Here is a 23,436-nt window from a genome sequence, read left to right as displayed (position 1 = left end):
CGGGGCGTCCGCGGCGTGGCGCGGGGGGCCGGTGCGGGTGGACCAGCCCCTCGTCCCCACCCGATTCTCGCGCCGCCACCCGATGGAACGGGTGGTCACGCGAGAATCGGGCGGGGACCGGGCCGCGGGCGCGCGGCCATCGCGCCGGCCCGGACCCTGACACGGCCGGAATGCCGGGGCGGGACGCGTCGTTGCTGCTCGTATGCACGCGATCCTCGCCACCGAGCCGGGTGGACCCGACGTCCTCGAGCCCGACGAGATCCCCGACCCGCTGCCGGGGCCGCGCGACCTCCTGGTGCGGCTCAGCGCCGCGGGCGTGAACTTCATCGACACGTACCGGCGCAGCGGCGTCTACGCGATGCCGTTCCCGCACGTGCCCGGGTCCGAGGGCGCGGGCGTCGTCGAGGCCGTGGGTCGCGAGGTGCGGGACTTCGCCGTCGGCGACCTGGTGGCGTGGGCGTCGGCGCCGTCGTCCTACGCGGAGCTCGTCGTCGTGCCGGAGGCCGTCGCGCTGCGGGTGCCGGACGGCGTCACGGACGAGGTGGCCGCGGCCCTCCCCCTGCAGGGCCTCACCGCGCACTACCTCGTCACGTCGACCTTCCCCGTCCTCGAGGGCCAGGACGTGCTGGTGCACGCCGGGGCGGGCGGCGTCGGGCTGCTGCTGACCCAGCTCGCCGCCGCGCGCGGTGCGCGGGTCATCACCACGGTCGGCACCGCGGAGAAGGAGGCGCTGTCCCGCGCCGCCGGCGCGTCCGAGGTCATCCGGTACTCCGAGCTCGACGACCTGACGACCGAGCTGCCCGCGCTGGTGCGCGACCTGACCGGCGGCCGCGGCGTGCACACGGTCTTCGACGGCGTCGGCGCATCGACGTTCGACGCCTCGCTCGCGTCCCTCAGGCCGCGGGGCGGGCTCGCGCTGTTCGGCGCGTCCTCCGGCCCGGTGCCGCCGTTCGACCCGCAGCGGCTCAACGCCGCCGGGTCCCTGTTCCTCACCCGGCCCACCCTGGGCCACTACACCGCCACCCGGGACGAGCTCACCCGGCGGGCCGACGAGCTGTTCGCGGCCGTCGCCGCCGGCACCCTCGACGTCCGGGTCGGCGCGACCTACCCCCTGGCCGAGGCCGCCGAGGCGCACCGCGCGCTCGAGGGCCGGGCCACCACCGGAAAGGTGCTCCTGACCGCATGAGAGACCTGCACGTCGAGATCTGGTCCGACATCGCCTGCCCCTGGTGCTACATCGGCAAGCGCCGGTTCGCCGCCGCGCTCGCCGGCTTCGAGCACCGCGACCACGTCCGCGTGACGTGGCGGTCGTTCGAGCTGCAGCCGGACGCCGAGCCGTCGACGGCGCACCCCGGGCTGACCGAGGCCCAGATGCTGTCCGAGCGCAAGGGCATGCCGGTCGACCAGGTGCGGCAGATGTTCGACCAGGTGACCGCCGTCGCCGCGTCGGTCGGCCTGGCGTACGACTTCGACACCGTGGTGCCCGCCAACACCTTCGACGCGCACCGGCTGGTGCACGTCGCCGCCTCGCTGGGCGGCGACGCGGCCGCGGCCGAGGTCGTCGAGCGGCTGATGAGCGCGCACTTCGAGCACGGGCGGGTCGTGGACGACCTCGACGTGCTGGTGGAGATCGCGGTCGAGTCCGGGCTGGACGGCGACGCCGTGCGCACCGCGCTGGCGACGGACGCCGGGGCGGGCGCCGTGCGCGCCGACGAGGCCGAGGCCGCCGCGCTGGGCATCCAGGGCGTGCCGTTCTTCGTCGCCGACCGCCGGCTCGGGCTGTCCGGCGCGCAGCCGGTCGAGGTGTTCGCGCAGCTGCTGTCCCAGGCGTGGGCCGACGCGAACCCGCCGCTGGCGATCCCGACGATCGCGGGCGCGGCCGGCGCGGAGGCGTGCGGGCCGGACGGCTGCTGAGCCTCGGGGGGCGGGTCGCGGGCCGGACCGGGTGTCCGAAACGTCCACGACCCGCGCCCGCCGCGACGCCTACGGTCGTCGCATGACACCGCAGCTGGACATGATCGGGCTGGTCGCGAGCGACCTGCCGCGCACCCTCGCCTTCTACCGCGCCCTCGGGCTCGACCTGCCGGCGTCGGCCGACGCCGAGCCGCACGTGGAGGTCACGCTGCCCGGCGGCCTGCGGCTGGCTTGGGACACCGTGGACGTGGTCCGGTCGTTCGACCCGGGCTGGGCGCCGCCGTCGGGTGGTCACCGCGCCGCGCTGGCCTTCCGGTGCGCGGACGCCGCCGAGGTGGACGCCACGTACGCGCGCATGGTCGACGCCGGGTTCACCGGGCACCTCGCGCCGTGGGACGCGGTCTGGGGCCAGCGGTACGCGGTGCTGCACGACCCGGACGGCACGGCGGTCGACCTGTTCGCCGACGCGGCCTGACCCGGGCGCGCCGGGCCAGCCGGGCGCCCGGCCCGGCCCGGGCGCGCGGCCTACGGTCTCCGGTGCGGCCCACGCCGATCGGCGAGGGCGGGGCAGGAAGCCGTAGGTCAGGCGGACGCCGCGGCCCCGGCGCGCCCGGCCGCGAGCGCCGCCGGCGACCGGCCCGTCAGCGCGCGCACCTCGCGGGACAGGTGCGGCTGGTCCGCGTAGCCCGCCCGCTGCGCGACGTCCGCGAGCGCGAGTCCCGCGTCGAGCAGCGGCAGCACCCGCTGCAGCCGCAGCACGCGTCCGAGCGTCCGCGGCCCGTAGCCGAACGCCGCGAGCGAGCGGCGGTGCAGGGTGCGCGGGGTGACGCCGAGCCGGTCGGCGATGTCGGCGGCGGGCGTGGCGCGGGCGGCCAGCCCGGCGACCACCGTGGTCTCCCGCGGCCGGCCACCCCGCTCCGCCAGCAGCGCGGCCACCCGGTGCTCGAGGGCCGCGGACCCGCCCTCCGCCACCCCGTCCGCCCACGGTCGTGCCGCCCGGGTGCCCCACACGTCCGCGAGCTCCGGGCGCGCGTCGCGCAGGGCGTCCGCCGGGACCCCGAGCAGGACGGGTGCCGCGCCGGGCGGCAGCCGGATCCCGAGCGCCGCCGCACCCGCGGGCAGCGGGTCGGACGCGTGCGCCCGGGTGTCCGGACCGGCGACCAGCAGCCGCCCGCCGGACCAGACGAGGTCCATGCAGCCGTCGGGGAGCACGTCCTGGCCCGCCTCCGGGGCGAGGTCCCCGGTCCCGGACCGCGCGGCGGGCCGCGCCGACGCCGCCACGGGTGCGCCACGGCCGGGCTCGCGCGCGGTCACCGACCACAGCACGGCACCCGGGACGCGGGTCGACGGTCGCTCGGTGTACACGTCCGGCAGCATCCCACCGGACGACGACACGGAGGCGACGCGGGGACGACGACGGGCCCCCGCCCACCGGATCGCTCCGGCGGGCGGGGGCCCGTCCTCGTGCGGGGCTCAGGTCACTTCTTGACGGTGACCTTCACCGGCGCGCTGGTGCTGCCGGCGACCACGTCGGGCCGCGAGGGCACGAACACCGCGGTGTACTCGTGCGCGCCCACCGAGGCGGTGCGCGGCACGGAGCCGAGCGCCAGGCCGAGCACCACCGGCGAGCGCCCGATCACCCGGTCGCCCTCCCGGAACTCGACCGTCCCGGACGGGAACCAGGTGCCCTCGACCCGGACCTGCGAGACCAGCAGCGTCGGCAACCAGGTCCCGTAGGACTGGGTGCTGCGGCTGGCCGACAGGGTGACCGAGGACTCCTTGAGCTCCGGCTCCGGCTCCTGCGCGGCCGCCACCGTGATCGGCAGCGTCACGACGGTGCCGCTCGGGGCGGCGACCAGGGTGAGCACGTGCTCGCCGGCCGTCGTCCCCGCCGGGACCGTCACCGCGACCTGCGCCGCGCCGTCGGTCACCGTCGCCGAGCCGATCGACGCGCCGTCGAGCTGCACGTCGAGCGCCGTGTTGAGCGGCGAGCCCAGGCTGGTCAGGTTCAGCCCGGTGACCGGGAAGGCCAGCTCGGTGCCCGCGGTGACCTCGTCGGGCAGCGCCGGCACGCCGACCGCCCGCTCGTCGAACTCGGGCGACAGGCCCGGGTGCGCCTCGAGGTAGGCGATCCACGCGTCCCGGTCGATCAGGCCCGAGTCGGTGGTGCCGGAGCCCTCGGCGAACACCCGGAAGTTGTCGCCGCCCTGGGCCAGGAAGGAGAACGTCCCGATGCGGTACTCCGCCGCCGGGTCGATCGCCTCGCCGTCGACCGTCACCGAGGTGATCCGGCTCCCGAGCGGCTGCGACTCGTCGTAGGTGTACGTGACGTTGTCCGACAGGCCGAGCTGCAGGTACGGGCGGCTCGGGATCGTGCCGTCCGCGTTGGTCTGCCACTGCTGCTCGAGCATCGTGACGACCTGCTCGCCCGTCAGCGTCGTGGTCCAGAGGTTGTTCACGAACGGCAGGACCGCGTTGGCCTCGGCGTAGGTGATCGTGCCGTCGGGCGCGTAGAGCAGCTCCGCCCGCAGGCCGCCGGGGTTCACGACGCCGATCTGCGCGCCGCCGCGGTCCGCCGAGGACAGCGTCTCCAGCAGCGAGTCGGCGACGAGGTTGCCCAGCGTCGACTCCTTGGACCGGTCGTCGCGGGTGCCCCCGGTGTAGACCCCGTTCGCGTACGAGCCGCCCGCGTAGGCGGTCGTGATGTCCGCGGTCACCGAACCCTTGGGCTGGTTGCCGACCACGGCCGCCTCGGCGAGTGCGGCGTCGACGATCGTCTTGACCTCGGCGACGCGCGGGTACTGCGCCACCAGGGCCGCGTCGAGCTGGGCCTGGGTCTGGCCCGCCGCCGGGGCGACGCGCTTGACGTTCTCGCCGGTGAGCGCGGAGACCGCGTCGGAGGCCGGGTCGTACGTCAGCGTGACCTTGCCGATGTTCTCGCCGTACGAGCCGGTCTGGACGATCGGGCGGGTCCACTCGCCGGACGCCTCGGGCTCAGCAGGCCCGTACCAGGCGTACTGCTTGTGGGTGTGGCCGGTGAAGATCACGTCCACGTCGCCGGAGGTCAGCGTGGCGATGTCGGAGAAGGCGCCGCCCGCGGCGATCTCCTCCTCCAGCGTCGCGCCGTCCGGCGTCCCCGCGCCGGCGCCCTCGTGGTACTCGGCCACGATCACGTCGGCCTCGCCGTTGGTGTCGTCGCCGTCGGACAGCTGCGCGGCGACGCGGTTGACCGCCTCGACCGGGTCGCCGAAGTCCAGGTCGGCGATCCCGCCCGGCGTGACGAGGGTCGGCGTCTCCTGGGTGACGACGCCGATGACGCCGACCCGGACGCCGTCCACGTCGATGACCGTGTACTCGTCGAGCGCCGGGTTCTCGGTGCCCTTGTCGTACACGTTCGCGCCGAGGTACGGCCACGCCGCGTTGGAGCCGTCGGCGATCACGCGGTCCACCAGGTCGGCGTAGCCGCGGTCGAACTCGTGGTTGCCCACCGCCGAGGCGGCCAGGTCGAGCGCGTTGAGCACGTCGATCGTCGGCTGGTCCTCGGCCACCGCGGAGGCGAACAGGGACGCGCCGATGTTGTCACCGGCGGACAGGAAGATCGCCGCGCCGCCGTCGGCCTCGGCCGCCGCGCGCTGCTGCTCGACGGTCCCGGCGAAGGCGACGGTGTTGGCGTCGATCCGGCCGTGGAAGTCGTTGATGTTGAGCAGCGTGAGGTCGACGGGACCGTCCGGGGTGGAGCCGGTGTCGCCGGCGGTCAGGCCGACCAGCACCGGGTCGTGGTCCGAGGACCGGTACGCGTCGGGCGCGTAGAACAGGCTGCCGTGCGCGTTGTAGCGGCTGTACTCCAGCGCCACCGACTCGCCCGCGTTGATGTTCCAGACGTCGGCGCCGGTCGCCCGGCCCAGGGCCGCGTCGTTCAGCAGGACGTGGTCCAGCGAACCCGAGAGCCCCTGGTACGAGTAGGAATACTCCCCCGCGTCGAGCGCCGTCGTCGCGTCGGTGTAGCCCGCGGCGTACAGCACCTGCAGCGGGTCCTCCTGGGTGTAGGAGTTGAAGTCGCCGAGCAGCGCGACCGCCTCGGCGTCGCCCTGCACCGTCGGCACCCAGTCGCGCAGCGCCTCGGCCTGGCGGACCCGGGACTCGTTGGACGCACCCTGGCCGTCGCCGGTGTCGGCGTCGCCCGGCCACGGGCCGGCGGAGCCCTTCGACTTGAGGTGGTTCACGACCACGAACAGCTGCTCGCCGCCCTCCGTCGGCACGAAGGCCTGGCCGATCGGCTCGCGCGCGTTGCCGAACGCCTGGTCGTCGCCGGACTGCGTGCCGAGCGCGCGGGCGTCGCCCACGGTCTCGACGGCGGCCGGCCGGTAGATCAGCGCGTTGGTGATCGAGTCCTGCCCGGACGCGTCCGGCAGCTCCTTCGAGGACGGGACGAACGCCCAGGTGCCCTCGCCGGCCGCCGCGTTGAGCGCGGCGGTCAGCGTCGACAGCGCCTCGTCCGCGACGCCGTCGACGGCCGCGGAGTTCTCGATCTCCATGAGGCCGACGACGTCCGCGTCGAGCGCGTTGATCGCGGCGACGATCTTGTCCTGCTGGCGCTGCAGGTCGGCCGGGTTCCACGCCCCGCGCTGCGCGCAGCCCTCGCGGACGGTCACCGGGGTGCCCGCGCGGTCGGTGTAGGGCACGCAGGACGCGGTGTCCGCGCCGAGGGTGGTGAAGTAGTTGAGCACGTTGAACGACGCGACGGTCACGTCGGCCTCGCCGACGCCCTCGGGCGCCGCGGTGCGGTCGTTCTCGAACGTCGCCGGGTAGCCGCCCGGGTTCGCCGCGTCGAGCGGCAGGGTCGGGCTGAGCTTCCACGCGCTGTTCCGGTAGTCGACGACCACCGGGTCGGTGAACGTGGCCGCCGCGCCGACGCGCACCGGGTTCTCCAGCGACACGTACGGCGGGGTCAGGCCGGAGTTCGCGGCCGACAGGAAGTTGGTGCTGGCACCGTCGTCGAGCACGACCCCGCGGGCGGCGTTGTCCGCGACGGCCGCGTCGTACTCCGGGGTGCCAGGGCGGGCGACCTCGGTCGGCTGGATCAGCGGCGTCGTCCCCGACGCCAGGCCGACCTCGCCGTACTGGTTGGTCGAGTAGGTGTTGGTCACCGTCAGGTCGCCCGACGGCAGGTAGAGCATCGACTCGAGGGTCTCGCGGGCGGCGTCGTCGGCCGGCCAGGCGGCCGTCACCGGCTCGACCGGGGCCGGCGCGTCGCCGAGCTGGACGAGGCCGGCGGCGCTGCCGACCGTGATCTCCGTCAGGCCCTGGTACTCCGACACGGCGCCGGTCACCTGGACGTGGTCGCCGATCGCGACCGAGCCCGCCGTGGCGCCCGAGAACACGAAGACCGCGTCCGAGGCGGTGCGGGCCGAGACGTCGGTGTCCCCGCCCGTGCCCGGCGTCTGGATGACGTAGCCGCGGTAGCCGCCGGTCGCGTAGACCGCGGTCACGACGCCGGACGTCGTGACCGTCTGGCCCGCGAGCGGCGACGCGTCGCCCGGGCCCTGGACCTCCGCGATGGTGTGGGTGTCCTCCGCCGCAGCCGCGGGGACCGCGGTCAGGGGTACCCCGACCATCGCCCCCACGGCGGCGAGGCTCGCCGCCCACCTGGTGCGTGTGCGTACAGCGCTCACCGATGTTCTCCGATCCCCCGGGGCGCTTCTGGCGCCCTCGTCAGCAGGCCGCATCACAGTCGTCACACAGCCGTCTGACAACGTATGGGCGGTATGTCCGGATACACAAGCACGAGCGGGGGACACGAAGGTTGCGATCGGGTGAACGCCCGATCACCGGGGCTGCTCCGGACGGGGCGCGCGCGGCGAGGTCGTCGGTTCCGTCCAGCGGCGGGGGTGCGCAACCGACGACCTCGGGCGCAACCGACGACCTCGTGCTGCTGCGGGCGGGGCCGGGGACGGCGACGGCCCCGCGCCACGCCCCACGAGGGGCGCGGCACGGGGCCGTCAGCGGTGCGGGCTACGCGCGGAGGGTCGCGCCGAAGCGGCGCTCGGCCTCCGCGACGACCGCGGCACGCACGGCCGCGGTCTCGTCCGCCGTGAGCGTGCGGTCGGCGGCGCGCAGGCGCAGCGCGAACGCCAGCGACCGCCGACCCTCGCCCACCTGCTCGCCGGTGTACACGTCGAACAGCCGCGCGCTCTCCAGCACGTCGCCCGCCGCGCTCGCCGCGGCGCCGGTGCGGACCGCGTCCAGCACGTCGGCCACCGGCACGTCGGCCGGGACGACGAGCGCCACGTCCTCCTTGGCGACCGGGAACGTCGACACCTCGGTGGCGACCACCTCGGTCCGCGGGGCGGCGGCGAGGAGCACGTCGAGGTCGACCTCGAACGCGCTCGCCCGGGCCGGCAGCCCGAGGGCCGCGACGACGTTCGGGTGCAGCTCGCCGGCCCAGCCGACCAGGGCGCCGTCCGCGGTGGCGAACCGCGCGCAGCGCCCCGGGTGCCAGGGCGCCCGCTCGGCGTCCGCCACGACCGCGAGCTCGACGCCCAGGGTCTCGGCGAGCAGCCGCACGGCGTCGATCGCGTCGGTGTGGTCGGCGGGGCGACCGGCGCCCCACCAGCCGGCCGGCTCACGGAGACCGGTCAGCACGCCGGCGACGTGCCGCGGCTGGGCCGGCACCGCGGCGCGCACGGCGTCGAGGACGTCGTCCGACGGCCGCTGCGCGATCGGCGGCACCGGGGCCGACGCCGCGCCCGGGCGGGGCAGCGTGACCGCGCCGACCTCGTACACCGCGAGGTCGGTCGTGCCGCGCGCCGCGTTCCGCCGCGCGGTGTCGAGGAGCGTCACCAGCAGCGACGCGCGCATCGACGGCCGCTCCTCGGACAGCGGGTTCGCGAGCCGGACCATCGTCCGCCGCTCGTCGTCGGCGGGCAGCGCGAGCGCGTCGAGCTGCGCCGTCCCGACGAACGGGTACGACAGCGTCTCGACCCAGCCCGCGTCCGCCAGCGCCTGCGCGACCCGGCGACGGCGCCGCTGCGCGACGGTCAGGCCGAGGCCCACCGGGGAGCGCGGGACGACCGACGGGATCGCGTCGTAACCGTGCAGGCGCGCGACCTCCTCGACCAGGTCGACGGGCTCGGTGAGGTCCGGGCGCCACGTCGGCACGGTCACGGACACCACCGCGTCGGCACCGGCCCCGACGACCTCGCCGACGGTGCAGCCGATCTCGCGCAGGTACCGCGAGACGGCGGCGACGTCGAGGTCCAGGCCGATGAGCCGCGCCGGCAGGTCGACGGGCAGGCTCAGCACGGGCGGCGGGGTGGTGAGGTCGACGTCGGTCAGCACCGGGTCGGCCGTGCCGCCGCCGTGCTCGACCAGCAGCTCGACCACGCGGGCCGCGGCCACGCGGGGCAGCTGCGGGTCGACGCCGCGCTCGAACCGCTTGCTCGCCTCGCTCGGCAGCTTGTGCCGCCGGGCGGTGCGGGCGATCGACACCGGGTCGAAGTGCGCGGCCTCGATCAGCAGGTCCGTGGTCGACTCGGACACCTCGGTCTCCGCGCCGCCCATCACCCCGGCGAGCCCGAGCACGCGTCCGGCGTCGGGGCCGTCGGTGATGAGCAGGTCCTCCGGGTCGAGGGCGCGGTCCACGCCCTCGAGCGTCGTGAGCCGCTCCCCCGCCCGCGCGCGCCGGACGACGACCGGGCCGTCGAGCGTCGCCAGGTCGTAGGCGTGCAGCGGCTGCCCGAGGTCGAGCATCACGTAGTTCGTGACGTCGACCGCGAGCGAGATCGGCCGCATGCCGGCCTGCGTCAGGCGCTGCTGCATCCAGGTCGGCGACGGCTTGCTCGCCGCGACGCCCCGGACGACGCGCGCGACGAACCGGTCCGCGCCGGCGACGCCGTGGACCGGCGCCTCGTCGCGGAGCTCGATGCCGAAACCGCCCGTGGTGGCCAGGCCCTCGTCGGCGCCCGCGCGCGGCAGGCCGCGGTCGGTGAACGCCGCGCCCGTCGAGTGCGCGTACTCCCGCGCGACGCCGCGCATCGCGAAGCAGTAGCCGCGGTCCGGCGTCACGTTGATCTCCAGGACCTCCTCGCCGAGCCCCAGCAGGGCGCGCGCGTCGGTCCCGGGGGCGGCGTCGATGCCCATCTCGGCCAGCACGATGATGCCGTCGTGGTCGTCGCCGAGGCCGAGCTCGCGCGAGGAGCAGATCATGCCGTCGGACACGTGGCCGTAGGTCTTGCGGCTGGCGATCGCGAACGGGCCGGGCAGCACGGTGCCGGGCAGCGCGACGACGACGTGGTCGCCCACGTCGAAGTTGTGCGCGCCGCACACGATGCCGCGCGGGGTCCGCGTGCCGTCCTCAGCGGTGCCGTTGTGGTCGCCCACGTCGACCTGGCACCAGTTGATGGTCTTGCCGTTCTTCTGCGGCTCGGGAACGCGCTCGACGACGCGGCCGACCACGAGCGGGCCGGACACGGCGGCCGGGTGGACAGCCTCCTCCTCGAGCCCGACGCGGACCAGGTCCGCCGCCAGCTGCTCGGCCGACAGGCCCTCGGGGAGCTCGACGTGCTCGGCGAGCCACGTCAGGGGGATGCGAGGCATCAGATCACCGCCCGGAACTGGGTGGAGAAGCGCACGTCGCCCTCCACCATGTCGTGCATGTCCGCGATCTCGTGACGCAGCATGAGCGTGCGCTCGATGCCCATCCCGAACGCGAAGCCGGAGTACACCTCGGGGTCGACGCCCGCCGCGCGCAGCACGTTGGGGTTGACCATCCCGCACCCGCCCCACTCGATCCAGCCGGGCCCGCCCTTCTTCTGCGGGAACCACAGGTCCATCTCGGCGGAGGGCTCGGTGAACGGGAAGAACGACGGCCGCAGGCGGGTCCGCGCGTCCGGGCCGAACATCGCCCTCGCGAAGTGGTCCAGCGTGCCCTTGAGGTGCGCCATCGTCAGGCCCTTGTCGACCGCGATGCCCTCGACCTGGTGGAACACCGGGGTGTGCGTCGCGTCGAGCTCGTCGGTGCGGAACACCCGGCCCGGGCACGCGACGTACAACGGCACGCCCCGCTCCAGCAGGCTGCGGGCCTGCACCGGCGAGGTGTGCGTGCGCAGCACCAGGTGCGGGTCCGGCTCGCCCTCGGGCGCCGCGACGTAGAACGTGTCCTGCATCTGGCGCGCCGGGTGGTCCGGGCCGAAGTTCAGGGCGTCGAAGTTGAACCACTCGGCCTCGACCTCGGGGCCCTCCGCGATCTCCCAGCCCATCGCGACGAAGACGTCGGCGATGCGCTCCTGGAGCAGCTCGAGCGGGTGCCGGGCGCCGCGGGGCTCCCGGTCGGACGGCAGCGTGACGTCGACGGCCTCCTCGACGAGGACGCGCGCGTCGCGCTCGGCGGCGAGCACCTCCTCGCGGGCCGCGATCGCGGCGTTCAGCCGGCCGCGGGCCTGGCCGAGAGCCTTGCCGGCGACGGCCTTGTCCGCCGGGGCCAGGCCGCCGATCGCGCGGTTGGCGAGCGCCAGCGGGCTGCGCTCGCCGGTGTGCGCGAGCCGCGCGGACTTGAGGGCGTCGAGGTCGCCGGCCGCCGCGACGGCCACGAGGGCGTCGTCGAGGGCGCGGCCGACGGCGTCGGCGTCGAGCGGGTTCAGGGGTGTGTCGGGCGTGGTCATCCGAGCCTTCTCTGCGGGTGGAGCGGCGGGCCGGCCTGCGTCAGGCGCGCGGGGCGCGCGAGACGGGCCGACCGACGGGCGAGTCTAGTGGCGCCCGCTCCGGGGCCTCGGGACCGTCCGCGCCGTGGCGCCGGACGGGACCTGGTGCCGCGCCTCTCAGCGCCGCGGCCCGGGAACGGGCCCGGGAAATCGGCGGCCGAGGGGGCGGGCGGAGGTCATGGTCGCCATCGTGCCACAGCGGCCGCGGCGCTGCGGGGCGGTTTCCGCGGTGGTGGGGGCGGGGCGGGGTGGGGGCGGGCCGCGCGGGGCGCGGACAGGCCGCGCGGGCCGCGGCGGTCGCGGGTCAGGGCGCCGGGGGCGCGGTCCCGCCGAGCGGCCAGGCACCGAGCGGCCGGTACAGCGGCCCCCCGGCGCGACCCTCCCCCGGGAGCGACTCCGCCAGGACCAGCTCCGTCACCGGCCACCGCGGCCCCCGGTAGACGGCGAGGGCGTGCACCAGCAGGTCGCCCGGGTCGGGGGCCCGCGACGCACGGTCCCGGCGCCGGTTCCCGCCGCGCTGCGGCGCCACCCGGCCGAGCGTGACGTGCGGGCGGGACCGGACGCGGTCGTCCTGGCGCGCCCCGACCGCGTCCCCGGCGTCCCGGCACCCGGCGACCAGGTCCTGCACGGCCGCGACGTCCCCGCCCACGCCGGCCCAGAGGGTGCGGTGCGCGAACACGCCGGCGCCGGCGAGCTCCAGGTCGAACGGCCGCCCGTCCGCCGCGACCCCGGCGAGGTGCTCCGCGAGCAGCTCCGCGCGCCCCTCGCCGACCTCGCCGTAGAACGCCAGCGTCACGTGCCAGTTCTCCGCGGGGGTCCAGCGCACGCCGTCGGGTGAGCGGCCGGGGGCGTGCTCGGCGTCGACGCCGACGGCGGTGCGGAGCGCGGAGGCCAGGTGCCGGCGGGGCTCGTCGGTGGGCCAGAGGGCGGCGAAGACGCGCATCGGTCCAGCATGCCGTGCCGCGGCCGGGTGGGTGGTCGTGGGGGCCGGGGCGCGGCGACCGGGACGTGAGTGGACGATCGTGACGGACACGCCGTCGGCGTGTCCGTCACCGCGCTCCACTGAGGGGTGCGCGCCACGGACACGCGCGTCGAACGGCAGGGGTCAGCGGTGGGCGCGCGAGGACGCGTAGAGGCAGACCGCCGCGGCGGTGCCGAGGTTGAGGGACTCCGCGCGGCCGCGCAGCGGCACCCGCACGACGGCGTCGGCGCGGTCGCGGTCCTCGGGGGGCAGCCCCCAGGCCTCGTTGCCGAACAGCCAGGCGGTCGCGGCGCGCAGGTCGGCGGGCGCGGCGGCGGTCTCCGCGGCTGTGCCGGTGCCCGCGCCCGCCACCGCCGCGGCGTCCTGCAGGTCGTCCAGGTCGAGGTCGCCGGTGCCGTCGGCCGCCAGCACGGCGAGGCCCGCCGCCCGCAGCGCGTCGACCGCGTCCGCGACCGACACGCCGGACACGACCGGCAGGTGGAACAGCGACCCGGCGGTCGACCGCACGACCTTGGGGTTCGTCGTCTCGACGCTGTCCCCCGCCACCACGACCGCGTCCGCTCCGGCAGCGTCCGCGACCCGGATGACCGTCCCGGCGTTCCCGGGGTCGCGCACCTGCGCGAGCACCGCGACGAGGCGCGGGCGGGCGGCGAGCACGGCGTCGAGCGCCTCGGCGCCCGACGGCCCGACCGGCACCTCGTCGACGGCGGCGGTGCGGGCGGCGTCGGGCAGGTCGGCGACGGCGAGCACGCCCTGCGCGTCCGGCGACATCGCGTCGAGCACGGCCTCGTCCCCGAGGTGCACGTGCAGGCGGGCCGCCTCCGCGTCGGCGACGATCTCGGCGTACCGGTCGGCGGCCCCCGCCGTGAGGTACACGTCCCGGACGGTGCCCGGCGCCCAGCGCACCACCTCGCGCACGGCCTGGGGCCCCTCGACGACGTACCGCCCGGCGCGGCGACGCCCCGACCGGGTGGCGAGCGCCCGCACGGCCTTGACGCGGTCGGCGTGCGGGTTGGTCATCGGGGGGCGTGCGGCGGCGGGGCCGTCGGGTGCGGTGCGGGACACGGTCCCATCCTCCCGCACGCGGCGGCGGTCCCGCGGCGCGCGCCCGCGCGGGCGCCGGCGCGCCGGTGGCGGCACCGCTGGACGCGGGCCCGCGCGGCGACCGCACGCGCACCGAGCGAGCAGTGGACGCGTCGAGCGAGCAGTCGCCGACTACTCGCTCGACGTGTCGGCTGCCCCCTCGGCGCAGGACGGGTCGGGCCGGCCGCCGCATCGGCTGCCGCCAGGCCCCCCCGGACGCGCAGGACCCCCGGGAGCCGTGGGCTCCCGGGGGTCCTGAGGGGTGCGTGCGCGCGGTCAGGCCGCGCGCGTCGCGGTGACGACGAGCGTCAGGCGGCGGCCTTCGGCGCGTTCACGTCGGCCGGCAGCGCGTCCTTGGCGACCTGCACCAGGGCGTTGAACGCCGCGACGTCGGTGACGGCCAGGTCGGCCAGCACGCGACGGTCGACCTCGACGCCAGCGGCCTTGAGGCCCTGGATGAGGCGGTTGTAGGTCAGGCCCTGCTCGCGCGCCGCCGCGTTGATCCGCTGGATCCACAGCTTGCGGAAGTCGCCCTTGCGCGCCTTGCGGTCGCGGTAGGCGTAGACCAGGGAGTGGGTGACCTGCTCCTTGGCCTTGCGGTACAGGCGCGACCGCTGACCGCGGTAGCCGGAGGCCCGCTCGAGGGTCGCCCGGCGCTTCTTCTGGGCGTTGACCGCCCGCTTCACGCGTGCCACGTGATGCTCCTTGCTTCGTTATCGGGTCGGCTGCGGACCGCGGCGCTCGCGCGCCGACGGGTCACTTGCCGAGCAGCTTCTTGATCTTGGGGGCGTCGGCCGCGGAGACGACCTGGTCCGAGGCGAGGCGACGCGTGCGACGGCTCGACTTGTGCTCGAACAGGTGACGCGCGTTGGCCTGCTCGCGCATGACCTTGCCGCTCCCGGTGATCCGGAAGCGCTTCTTCGCACCGGAGTGCGTCTTGTTCTTCGGCATGGCTGCCGTCTCTCCTTGTCGTCGCATCGCGCCGGGGCGCGACTCGTCCGTCCGGTCCCGGTGGGGTCCGAGCGTGTCGGTGCAGGTCAGGCGTTCCCGGTGCCGCCGGACGACTGGCCGCGGGGGGCCGGTCGCGCCGAGGGGCGCGGGGTCGGTGCCGGGCGCGGGGTGGGCCGCGGGGCCGGCGCCGCCGTCGACCCGGCCGAGGAGCCGGGGGTCGGGCGGGGGGTCGAGGTCGGCCGCGAGGCCGGCTTCGGGGCGGTGGCGGGCTTCGGCGAGGCGGCCGGCCGGGGAGCGGCCGACGGACGCGGGGCCGACGCCGGCTTCGGCGCGGTCTGCGGACGCGGCGCGGCGGCCGGAGCCGGGGCGGCGGCGGGAGCCGGAGCAGCCGCAGGGGCGGGCTCGGCGGCCGGGGCCGGGGCGGCGGCGGGCGCGGCGGCGGCCGGCGCGGCCGTCTCCACGGGAGCGTCCGTCTCCGTCTCCTCGACCTCGGGGGTCTCGGGACGCGGCTCGCGCTGGGCACGGGCCCGGCGCTGCTCGTTCTTCTGCTCGGCCTTCTTCTTGGTCGGGCCGAGCACCATGATCATGTTGCGGCCGTCCTGCTTCGGCATGCTCTCGATGAAGCCGAGCTCCTCGACGTCCGCAGCCAGGCGCTGCAGCAGGCGCACACCCATCTCCGGGCGCGACTGCTCGCGACCGCGGAACATGATCATGACCTTGACCTTGTCGCCGGCCGACAGGAACCGCTCGACGTGGCCCTTCTTGGTGCCGTAGTCGTGCGGGTCGATCTTGAGCCGGAAGCGGATCTCCTTGAGAACCGTGTTGCTCTGGTTCCGCCGGGCCTCGCGGGCCTTCATGTCTGCTTCGTACTTGAACTTGCCGTAGTCCATGATCTTGCAGACGGGCGGGCGGGCGTCCGGCGCGACCTCGACGAGGTCGAGGTCGGCGTCCTGGGCCAGGCGCAGCGCGTCCTCCACGCGGACGATGCCGACCTGCTCGCCGTTCGGGCCGACCAGGCGGACCTCGGCGACGCGGATCCGATCGTTGATGCGGGGCTCGCTGATGTGGTGCTCCTCGAAGTCGAAGTGGGTGACCTCCAGGAACGAGGAAGGCCCTCGCACCTGGGCACAGGTGGAGGGCCGACACGATCCACGGCACCCGTCGGGACGGTGCGCCGTCGGGCCACGTCCCCCGCGAAGGGGTCGTGACCTGGACCGGGAACCTGGACCCTGCTGCCGGCGGACCGGGCGGTCGGGACTCAGGTGGGAGTGGCCTCCACTTGTGCACCCGGGCCGCCGGACGCCTCCGCGGTGAAGCGGTGACACACGTCGACCCAGGCCAGTCGTGAATGACTCTACCAGAACACCCGGCGACCCCTGCCTGTTCCCCGCGTCACCCCAGCACCCTCACCCCGACGTGACACTCCGTCAGATCCCTGCTTGAACAGTTCCAGAAAACGTGTCAGGGTGGCGCCATGCCCGTCGACCAGCACGCACCCGCCGCACCCGGCGACGCGTCGACCGCCGGTCACCCGCACGACGCGGGCCCCACCGCCGACCACGCGACCGACCCCGCGGAGCTGCTCCGCGCCCGCGGCCTGCGTGTGACGGCTCCCCGGCTCGCCGTGCTCGGTGCCGTCGCCGACCTGCCGCACGCGGACGCGGAGGCCGTGCTCCGCCGCGCCCGGGAGGCGCTGCCGACGGTCTCCGTGCAGGCGGTCTACGACGTCCTGCACGCGCTGACCGACGTGGGCATCCTGCGGCGCATCGAGCCGGCCGGGCACCCGGCCCGGTACGAGCGCCGGGTGGGCGACAACCACCACCACGTGGTGTGCCGCTCGTGCGGCGCGGTCGACGACGTCGACTGCGTCATCGGCGAGGCGCCCTGCCTCGTCCCGAGCTCGACGTCCGGCTTCACCGTCGAGACGGCCGAGGTCACCTTCTGGGGCCTGTGCCCCGACTGCCGCAGCCGCGCGACCGACTGACCGCAGCCCCGGGGCGAGCCGCCGCCCCGGCCCGACTCCCCCGCACCACCGACCACCCCACGACTCCCGGTCGGGCGACCCTGCCCGACCGGTCCCCGGCACGCCCTCGACCGGCCTGCCGACGACCCGGAAGGACACCCCCGTGACCCAGGTCAACCCGACCACCACCAACTCCGGCGCCCCCGTGGCGTCCGACGCGCACTCGCAGTCCGTCGGCGCCGACGGCCCGATCGTCCTGCACGACCACTACCTGGTCGAGAAGCTGGCGCAGTTCAACCGCGAGCGGGTCCCGGAGCGCGTGGTGCACGCCAAGGGCGGCGGCGCCTTCGGCACGTTCACCACCACGGGCGACGTCAGCCGGTACACCCGCGCGGCGCTGTTCCAGCCGGGCGTCGAGACCGAGATGCTGGCGCGGTTCTCCTCCGTCGCCGGCGAGCACGGCTCCCCCGACACCTGGCGCGACCCCCGCGGCTTCGCGCTGAAGTTCTACACGTCCGAGGGCAACTACGACCTCGTCGGCAACAACACCCCGGTGTTCTTCCTGCGCGACGGGATCAAGTTCCCCGACTTCATCCGCTCGCAGAAGCGCCTGCCCGGCTCGAACCTGCGCGACAACGACATGCAGTGGGACTTCTGGTCGCTGTCGCCCGAGTCGGCGCACCAGGTCACCTGGCTGATGGGCGACCGGGGCCTGCCGCGCTCGTGGCGGACGATGGACGGCTTCGGCTCGCACACCTACCAGTGGATCAACGCGGCCGGCGAGCGGTTCTGGGTCAAGTACCACTTCAAGTCCCAGCAGGGCATCGACAACCTGACCGCCGACGAGGCCGCGCAGCTCGCCGGTTCGGACGCCGACCACCACATCCGCGACCTGTTCGAGCACATCGCCGACGGCGAGTTCCCGCGCTGGACCCTGTCGGTGCAGGTCATGCCGTACGAGGACGCGAAGGCCTACCGGTTCAACCCGTTCGACCTCACGAAGGTCTGGCCGCACGCGGACTACCCGCTGATCGAGGTCGGCGTGATGGAGCTCAACCGCAACCCGGAGAACTACTTCGCGCAGATCGAGCAGGCGACGTTCGCGCCGAGCAACTTCGTGCCGGGCATCGCGACCAGCCCGGACAAGATGCTGCTCGCGCGGATCTTCTCCTACGCGGACGCCCACCGGTACCGCGTCGGCACCAACCACGCGCAGCTCCCGGTGAACGCCCCGAAGTCCGAGGTGCACTCGTACTCCAAGGACGGCGCGGCCCGGTACCACTTCAACGCGCCCGAGGTCCCGGTCTACGCGCCCAACTCGGTCGGCGGCCCGGCGGCCGACCCGGCCCGCGCCGCGGAGTCGGCCGGCTGGGAGGCGGACGGCGAGCTCGTGCGCAGCGCCGCGACCCTGCACCCCGAGGACGACGACTGGGGCCAGGCGGGCACGCTGTACCGCGAGGTGTTCGACGACGCCGCGCGCGCCCGGTTCCTGGAGACCATCACCGGCCACGTCGGCGCGGTGAAGAGCGACGTCATCCGCGCCCGCGCGATCCAGTACTGGACGAACGTCGACGCCGGCCTCGGCGCCGCGCTCGCCGCAGCGCTGCAGGGCACGGCCCCGGTCGAGAACGGCGAGCCCGCCACCGCGAGCACGCCCGTCGCCTGACCCCCGCGGGGCGGCCGGTCCCCCAGCCGGCCGCCCCGCAGCACCCCGACGGGCGCGGCCGGCACTCGCTCCGGCCGCGCCCGTCGTCGTCCCGGCGGGCGACCTGGCGCGGGTCCCGGACGATGAGAGGATCGGCGGCATGAGCGAGACCCCGGACCCCACGACCGCCACCCGCGACATCGCCGACGTGGCGGCGGTCGAGGTCATCACCACCGCCGCCGTGCACCTGATGAGCGCCGCCGCCGTCAAGTGCGGCCTGTCCCCCGACACCGACGAGCACGCCGGCCGCGACTACCTGGACCTCGACGAGGCCCGGAAGCTGATCACCGCGCTCGCCGCGCTGGTGACGGCCTCGGCGCCGGACATCGGCAACCAGCACGCCCGCTCGCTGCGCGACGGGCTCCGGTCGCTGCAGCTGGCGTTCCGCGAGGCCAGCCCGTTCCCGGACGCCCCGGGCGAGGGCCCGGGCGAGAAGTTCACGGGCTACGTGTCCTGACGCCCTCGCGCGGCTGACCCGCCGAGTCTCCGGTCCGCGCCTGTCGACCGCCGTCGCGGGACAGGCACGCGACGGAGACTCGGCGTCGTCGTCCGTGGCGGGTCAGCGCGGCGTCGGCTTCGGGGACGGGTCGACCGGCGACGGGCGCACCGGCACGTCGTCGGCGCCCGCGGGCGCGGGCGTCGGGACGACCCACTCCGCGGGTGACGACGCCGTGGGCCCGGTCGGCGCCTGCTGGCCGGGCCGCGCCTCCCGGCCGGTCGACGACGCCGGCTCGGGCGACGGCGCCGGGACGACCCCCGCGGGCGCTCCGCCGAGCCCGGCTGCGACGGCCACCCGCCGACCCGCGTTCCGCCGGCGCACGACCGTCAGCACGGCCAGCCCCAGCACCGACAGCAGCAGCCCCACGCCGCCCGCCGCCGCGAACCCGCCGCCCGGGCCCGTCGAGTCGATGACCGCGCCGACGACCGGGGCGCCCAGCGCCGCGCCGACGGTGTTCGCGGTGCCGCTCCAGCCCATGATCTCGCCGCGCCGGTGCTCCGGGACCATCCGGACGAGCGACGCGTTGATCGCCGACAGGCTCGCCGCGCACGGCAGACCCGCCACGACGACGGCGAGCGCGAGCTGCCACTGCGTCTGCGCGAACGCGGCGGGCACGGTGGCGGCCCCGAGCAGCGCGACGAGCGCGAGCGGGTGCAGCTCCCGCTTCTGCGCGCCGTAGACCAGGCCGCCGACGACGGAGCCGACGCACCACAGCGCGATCATCCAGCCGACGGCGGTCTCCCGCTCCCAGCCCTCGAGCGCGGCGACGATGCCGACGTCCGTCCCGTTGAGGATGAGCGCGGCGGCGGAGGCCGCGGCCAGGACCACGAGCAGGCCGGGCGTCAGCAGCCGGGGCCGGCGGCCCGCGTCCGCGACCGCGTCGGGCGCCGTGCCCCCGGGCGACCGGGTCGGCGGGTTGAACCACATGAGCAGCAGGCCCGCCGCGACCGTCGCGACCCCCACGAGGGTGAGCGCCGCGGTCGTCGACACCTGCGTCGCCACGAGCACGCCGAGCGTCGGCGCGAGCATGAAGGTCATCTCGGTGCCCACGGAGTCGAGGGCGTAGGCGGTGCGCTGCTGCTCGGCCGGGACCAGCACCGCGAGCGACTGGCGCACGACGGAGAACACCGGCACCAGGAACACGCCCGCGACCACGGCGGCGACGAGCAGCGCCTCGTAGCCCAGCCGCGGGGCGACCAGCCACACCGCCGACTCCACGACCACCGACGGCAGCAGCGCCCGGCGCAGGCCCAGCCGGTCGACCCGGCGGCCGCGCCACGGCGAGCCGATCGCCACGCCCACGGTCATCGCGGCGGCCACCAGCCCGGCCCGCGCGTAGCCGAGGCCGAGGGGGCCGACGACGTGCAGCGTGAGCACCACGCCGGTCATCGCGTGCGGGATGCGCGCGACGAACGAGACGAGGACCAGGGGCAGGACACCGGGCAGCCGCAGCAGGCGGCCGTAGGGGGCGAGGGACACGCCCAGGATTGTCGCCCGCCGCGCGCCTGTCGGACGACAGGATTCGGCCGTCCGGGCGCGCGGGCCGGCGTGACGTCCACCACCCCCTTCCGTCCCACGGCGGATCCGGGCCGCGCTGACTCCCCGTAAGGTGGTGACGTGACGTCTGCCACCGGGCCGCACGACCCGCTCGGCCCGCCGCGGCCGGCCGGGACCTCGTCGTGGCCGGACACCGCCACCCGTCCCGACGACGCGACGCCGGTCGAGCACCCCGCGACGCACCCCGACGACCGCCCGGCCGGGCGGCACCCCGAGCACAGCCACCTGGCACCGCCGCCCGAGCCCCGGCACCGCCGCCGGCCGTGGGCCGTCGTGATCCTGTCGGTGCTGCTGGTCCTCGTCACCGCGCTGGCGTCCTACCTCTGGGTGCGGACCGTCCGGTACGAGGAGTACGCCGCCGGGATCGAGGCGCAGGGCCGCACCATCGGCACCGAGCTCGCCACGCTGCGCACCCAGCACGACGGGACGCTCGCGGAGCTCGCCGCCGTGAACGAGCAGCTGACGACCGCGCAGAGCCGGATCACCCAGCTCGCCGACGAGAAGGCCCAGGTCGGCGACGACCGCGAGGTGCAGCGCCAGCTCGTCGACTACCAGGAGCGCATCTCGCAGGCCGCCGCGAACGTCGCGTCCGCGCTGTCGACCTGCATCGACGCGCAGAACCAGCTCATCACCTACCTCGAGGACGCGGCCGCGTACGACCCGGCGGACCTGCAGCGGTTCAAGAGCGACGTCCAGGGCGTGTGCAACGCGGCGACCGTCGCCAACACCGAGCTCCAGCGCCAGCTCGCCGCCGGGGCGACCGGGTGATCCGCCCGACCGCCCGCCGCGCCGCCCTCGGTGCCGCGGCCGTCCTCCTGCTCGCCGGCTGCGGGGTGCTGCCGCCGATGCCCGGCCCGGTGCCGACCGACCTGGTGCCGTCCAGCGCCCCGGTGCCCACGCCGTCGTCGTCCGGCAACCTGTCCCCCGACGGCTTCGACGCCGCGCAGCGGATGGCGGTGCGGATCCGGAACGTCGGGTGCAACTCGCTGTCGACCGGCTCGGGCTTCGCGATCGACGAGACGACCCTCATCACGAACCGGCACGTGGTCGCCGACTCCGCCGACCTCCAGCTCAGCACCTACGACGGCCGGGACGTCGCGGTGACCGCGTCCTCGACCGCGGCGCTGGCGGACCTCGCGGTCGTCCGCACCGCCGACCCGCTGCCGTCCGCGCCCGGCCTGGCCGACGCCGACCCGAACCCCGGCGACGAGGTCACGGTCGTCGGCTACCCGCAGGGCGGCCAGCTCACCGTGACGAGCGGGCAGGTCATCGGGGCGACCACCGACCCGCTCAACGAGAACCTCGGGCAGGTGCTCGTCACGAACGCCGAGGTCGAGCCCGGCAGCTCCGGCTCCGCGGTGCTCGACGCCGCGGGGCGCGTGGTCGGCGTCGTGTACGCGAAGAACTCGACCGGGCAGAGCTTCGTGGTCCCGGTGAGCACGCTGCGCCAGCTCCTGGACGACGAGGCGGCGTTCACCGCCAGCGCCTCCTGCACCTCGGGATGACCCGGCGCGGCCCCTGGTGGGCGTGCGACCCGCCGTGCCACGGTGGGCGCACGGACACCCACCGAGGAGGACGACGATGACCGACGAGACCCACCCCGACCTGCCCGGCCTCACCCGGGCGGCGAGCGACATCATCTCCGTGCGGCGCGTGTTCGGGGAGCCGTACGAGCACGGCAGCACCCTCGTCGTGCCGGTGGCGAAGGTGATGGGCTGGCACGGCGTCGCGGGCGCGCACGCGGACGCCCGGGTCGGGATCCGCGGCGGTCACGGCGGGCCGGGCGGCGCCGGCGCCGGGACGCCGGGACCGGGCGAGGGCGGCGACGCACCGGCGGACAGCGGGGGTGCCGAGCAGCCGGACGGTCCCCGCTCGCACGGCGGCGACGGCGGACCCGGGTCCGCGGGCGGCGGGACCGGCGGCGCGGCCGGCGGGACCGGGACGGACGCCACGGAGGGCACCGGGCGCGGCGCGCACGCCGAGGCATCGGCCCCCGAGGACGGGCCGTGGACGCAGTCCGGCCCGGGCGCACCGGCCGGGGCGGTCGGGAGCGCCGGCGGAGGCGCAAGCGGACCCGGTGGACCCGTCGCGTGGGCGGGCCGCGGGGGCGGCTGGCCGCACGGACCGGGTCGCGAGGGCTGGCACGGCGGCCCCGGCCACGGTGGTCGGCTGCCGTTCCTGCGCGGGCCGCTGTGGCCGTTCGGCTCCGGCCGGCCCGGGGGCCGCGGCGGCGGCGCGGCGGACGCGGGCGGCTACGCCACGCGGGTCAAGCCGCTCGGGGTGTTCGTGGTCGACGACGACGGCGCGCACTGGCAGCCGGCGCTCGACCTGAACCGCATCATCCTGGGCGGCCAGGTCGTCGGCGCGGTCGCGACGGTCGCGCTGGCCTGGTCCCTCCGCCGCCGCCGGCGCCTCTGGCACTGACCGCCGGCCGCGCGTGCGCGGCCCCGCGAGGGCGCGGGCCCACGAGCGAGCGAGCCCGAGTGCGCGAGCCCGCGTGCGAGCGAGCGAGTGCACATCGGACACGTCGAGTGCCTATCCAGCGGATAGGCACTCGACGTGTCGACTATGCACTCGCCGTGACCGGGGGCGCGACGGCCACCCCGGCGCAGACGGGTCAGCGGAGGCGGACCTCGAGGGAGTCGACGCGCTGGGTGACCGTCTCGTCCGCGGCCAGGGCCTCGCCGACGCGGCGCAGCACGCCGTCCAGGGTCGGGCGGTCGAGGCCCGGGACGAGCGTGAGCACGACGGCCACCTCGGCCCGGGCGCCCGGGACCGCGTCCACGTCGACCACGGGGTTCGCGGCGGGAGCAGGTGTCGGGGCCCCGCCCGGCTCGGGACGGCGGCGCCGGAACCACGACCGCCCGGCCGAACCGCCCGGCGCGGCGGACGCGTCGGACGCGGAGCCACGCTCCCCGCCCGGGCCGGACGCGGGGCCCGACGGCACCGCACCCAGCACCGCGGCGCGCACCGCCGCGCGGACCTCGGGGTCGACGACGCGGGTGCCGACGTCGCCCGCTCCCCCGGCGGCCGCGCCGACCGGCCCCGGCCCGTCGGTGCTGCCCGCGCAGACCGACGAGGAGC

At 76.1% G+C, this 23,436-nt stretch carries 19 protein-coding genes and 1 pseudogene; 9 read left to right on the top strand and 11 right to left on the bottom strand.

The annotated features are described in order from the left end of the window. Positions 1 to 202: 202 nt before the first annotated feature. The 3 genes from KVT14_RS15535 (at position 203) to KVT14_RS15525 (ending at position 2,389) form a co-directional block, all read left to right on the top strand. On the top strand, positions 203 to 1,186 hold the full coding sequence (locus tag KVT14_RS15535; RefSeq protein WP_217616482.1) for a quinone oxidoreductase: 984 nt from the start codon (positions 203 to 205) through the stop codon (positions 1,184 to 1,186). Further along, positions 1,183 to 1,914, top strand: a complete 732-nt coding sequence (locus KVT14_RS15530) for a DsbA family oxidoreductase (RefSeq protein ID WP_217616481.1) — start codon at positions 1,183 to 1,185, stop codon at positions 1,912 to 1,914. Before KVT14_RS15535 ends, KVT14_RS15530 begins: the two co-directional genes overlap by 4 nt. A gap of 82 nt (positions 1,915 to 1,996) precedes the next feature. Then, positions 1,997 to 2,389, top strand: a complete 393-nt coding sequence (locus KVT14_RS15525; protein WP_217616480.1) for a VOC family protein — start codon at positions 1,997 to 1,999, stop codon at positions 2,387 to 2,389. A gap of 107 nt (positions 2,390 to 2,496) precedes the next feature. Here KVT14_RS15525 and KVT14_RS15520 read toward each other — a convergent pair whose 3' ends face one another. From KVT14_RS15520 to infC, 9 genes are all read right to left on the bottom strand, one after another. Then, complete coding sequence (locus tag KVT14_RS15520) at positions 2,497 to 3,309, bottom strand: helix-turn-helix transcriptional regulator (RefSeq protein ID WP_217616479.1); 813 nt, start codon at positions 3,307 to 3,309, stop codon at positions 2,497 to 2,499. A gap of 83 nt (positions 3,310 to 3,392) precedes the next feature. Beyond that, positions 3,393 to 7,538, bottom strand: a complete 4,146-nt coding sequence (locus KVT14_RS15515; RefSeq protein ID WP_308161110.1) for an ExeM/NucH family extracellular endonuclease — start codon at positions 7,536 to 7,538, stop codon at positions 3,393 to 3,395. 388 nt (positions 7,539 to 7,926) lie between these two features. After that, positions 7,927 to 10,509, bottom strand: coding sequence for a phenylalanine--tRNA ligase subunit beta (gene pheT, locus KVT14_RS15510; RefSeq protein WP_217616478.1), 2,583 nt, complete (start codon positions 10,507 to 10,509; stop codon positions 7,927 to 7,929). Next, positions 10,509 to 11,573 carry a phenylalanine--tRNA ligase subunit alpha gene (gene pheS / locus KVT14_RS15505; RefSeq protein ID WP_217616477.1) on the bottom strand — a complete coding sequence of 355 codons (1,065 nt, stop codon included), beginning with the start codon at positions 11,571 to 11,573 and terminating at the stop codon, positions 10,509 to 10,511. The genes pheT and pheS overlap by 1 nt, the downstream gene beginning before the upstream one ends. Positions 11,574 to 11,916: 343 nt before the next feature. After that, positions 11,917 to 12,555 carry an RNA 2',3'-cyclic phosphodiesterase gene (thpR, locus tag KVT14_RS15500; RefSeq protein WP_217616476.1) on the bottom strand — a complete coding sequence of 213 codons (639 nt, stop codon included), beginning with the start codon at positions 12,553 to 12,555 and terminating at the stop codon, positions 11,917 to 11,919. Positions 12,556 to 12,717: 162 nt separating this feature from the next. Continuing rightward, positions 12,718 to 13,614, bottom strand: a complete 897-nt coding sequence (locus KVT14_RS15495) for an RNA methyltransferase (protein WP_217616492.1) — start codon at positions 13,612 to 13,614, stop codon at positions 12,718 to 12,720. Positions 13,615 to 13,985: 371 nt separating this feature from the next. Then, positions 13,986 to 14,372: a 50S ribosomal protein L20 gene (gene rplT / locus KVT14_RS15490; RefSeq protein WP_147793760.1), complete on the bottom strand. Its 387-nt coding sequence runs from the start codon at positions 14,370 to 14,372 to the stop codon at positions 13,986 to 13,988. 61 nt (positions 14,373 to 14,433) lie between these two features. Beyond that, positions 14,434 to 14,628 (bottom strand): 50S ribosomal protein L35, encoded by a 195-nt coding sequence (rpmI, locus tag KVT14_RS15485; RefSeq protein ID WP_147793761.1) that lies wholly within the window; start codon positions 14,626 to 14,628, stop codon positions 14,434 to 14,436. A gap of 86 nt (positions 14,629 to 14,714) precedes the next feature. Then, complete coding sequence (gene infC / locus KVT14_RS15480) at positions 14,715 to 15,749, bottom strand: translation initiation factor IF-3 (protein ID WP_308161108.1); 1,035 nt, start codon at positions 15,747 to 15,749, stop codon at positions 14,715 to 14,717. A 353-nt stretch (positions 15,750 to 16,102) separates the two neighbouring features. Between infC and KVT14_RS15475 the strand changes: the two genes are divergently transcribed. The 3 genes from KVT14_RS15475 (at position 16,103) to KVT14_RS15465 (ending at position 18,753) form a co-directional block, all read left to right on the top strand. Then, complete coding sequence (locus KVT14_RS15475; protein WP_217616475.1) at positions 16,103 to 16,612, top strand: Fur family transcriptional regulator; 510 nt, start codon at positions 16,103 to 16,105, stop codon at positions 16,610 to 16,612. 142 nt (positions 16,613 to 16,754) lie between these two features. Continuing rightward, positions 16,755 to 18,257 carry a catalase gene (locus tag KVT14_RS15470; protein ID WP_217616474.1) on the top strand — a complete coding sequence of 501 codons (1,503 nt, stop codon included), beginning with the start codon at positions 16,755 to 16,757 and terminating at the stop codon, positions 18,255 to 18,257. Between the two features lie 139 nt (positions 18,258 to 18,396). Continuing rightward, positions 18,397 to 18,753, top strand: a complete 357-nt coding sequence (locus KVT14_RS15465) for a DUF1844 domain-containing protein (protein WP_147793764.1) — start codon at positions 18,397 to 18,399, stop codon at positions 18,751 to 18,753. Between the two features lie 102 nt (positions 18,754 to 18,855). Here the strand turns inward: KVT14_RS15465 and KVT14_RS15460 are convergent, their stop codons facing one another. Next, positions 18,856 to 20,274, bottom strand: a complete 1,419-nt coding sequence (locus KVT14_RS15460; RefSeq protein ID WP_308161107.1) for an MFS transporter — start codon at positions 20,272 to 20,274, stop codon at positions 18,856 to 18,858. A gap of 138 nt (positions 20,275 to 20,412) precedes the next feature. Between KVT14_RS15460 and KVT14_RS15455 the strand changes: the two genes are divergently transcribed. From KVT14_RS15455 to KVT14_RS15445, 3 genes are all read left to right on the top strand, one after another. Continuing rightward, a complete protein-coding gene (locus KVT14_RS15455; RefSeq protein WP_254631036.1) occupies positions 20,413 to 21,120 on the top strand; it encodes a hypothetical protein in 708 nt (235 codons plus the stop codon). Next, positions 21,120 to 21,857, top strand: coding sequence for a serine protease (locus tag KVT14_RS15450; RefSeq protein ID WP_308161114.1), 738 nt, complete (start codon positions 21,120 to 21,122; stop codon positions 21,855 to 21,857). The genes KVT14_RS15455 and KVT14_RS15450 overlap by 1 nt, the downstream gene beginning before the upstream one ends. Before the next feature lie 76 nt (positions 21,858 to 21,933). Next, positions 21,934 to 22,776, top strand: coding sequence for a hypothetical protein (locus KVT14_RS15445; protein ID WP_217616497.1), 843 nt, complete (start codon positions 21,934 to 21,936; stop codon positions 22,774 to 22,776). Between the two features lie 193 nt (positions 22,777 to 22,969). Here the strand turns inward: KVT14_RS15445 and KVT14_RS15440 are convergent. Beyond that, positions 22,970 to 23,436, bottom strand: a pseudogene (locus tag KVT14_RS15440) (hypothetical protein); the annotation flags it as partial.

This window comes from Cellulomonas sp. GbtcB1 (assembly GCF_019091725.1).
Taxonomy (GTDB): domain Bacteria; phylum Actinomycetota; class Actinomycetes; order Actinomycetales; family Cellulomonadaceae; genus Cellulomonas.
This window is presented reverse-complemented; position numbering and strand designations above follow the sequence as displayed.

Excerpts from the sequence above, each read along its gene's own strand:
- KVT14_RS15535 (WP_217616482.1), top strand. The coding sequence starts at position 203 with ATGCACGCGATCCTCGCCACCGAGCCGGGTGGACCCGACGTCCTCGAG.
- KVT14_RS15530 (WP_217616481.1), top strand. The coding sequence starts at position 1,183 with ATGAGAGACCTGCACGTCGAGATCTGGTCCGACATCGCCTGCCCCTGG.
- KVT14_RS15525 (WP_217616480.1), top strand. The coding sequence starts at position 1,997 with ATGACACCGCAGCTGGACATGATCGGGCTGGTCGCGAGCGACCTGCCG.
- pheT (WP_217616478.1), bottom strand. The coding sequence starts at position 10,509 with ATGCCTCGCATCCCCCTGACGTGGCTCGCCGAGCACGTCGAGCTCCCC.
- pheS (WP_217616477.1), bottom strand. The coding sequence starts at position 11,573 with ATGACCACGCCCGACACACCCCTGAACCCGCTCGACGCCGACGCCGTC.
- thpR (WP_217616476.1), bottom strand. The coding sequence starts at position 12,555 with ATGCGCGTCTTCGCCGCCCTCTGGCCCACCGACGAGCCCCGCCGGCAC.
- KVT14_RS15495 (WP_217616492.1), bottom strand. The coding sequence starts at position 13,614 with ATGACCAACCCGCACGCCGACCGCGTCAAGGCCGTGCGGGCGCTCGCC.
- rpmI (WP_147793761.1), bottom strand. The coding sequence starts at position 14,628 with ATGCCGAAGAACAAGACGCACTCCGGTGCGAAGAAGCGCTTCCGGATC.
- KVT14_RS15475 (WP_217616475.1), top strand. The coding sequence starts at position 16,103 with ATGCCCGTCGACCAGCACGCACCCGCCGCACCCGGCGACGCGTCGACC.
- KVT14_RS15465 (WP_147793764.1), top strand. The coding sequence starts at position 18,397 with ATGAGCGAGACCCCGGACCCCACGACCGCCACCCGCGACATCGCCGAC.
- KVT14_RS15445 (WP_217616497.1), top strand. The coding sequence starts at position 21,934 with ATGACCGACGAGACCCACCCCGACCTGCCCGGCCTCACCCGGGCGGCG.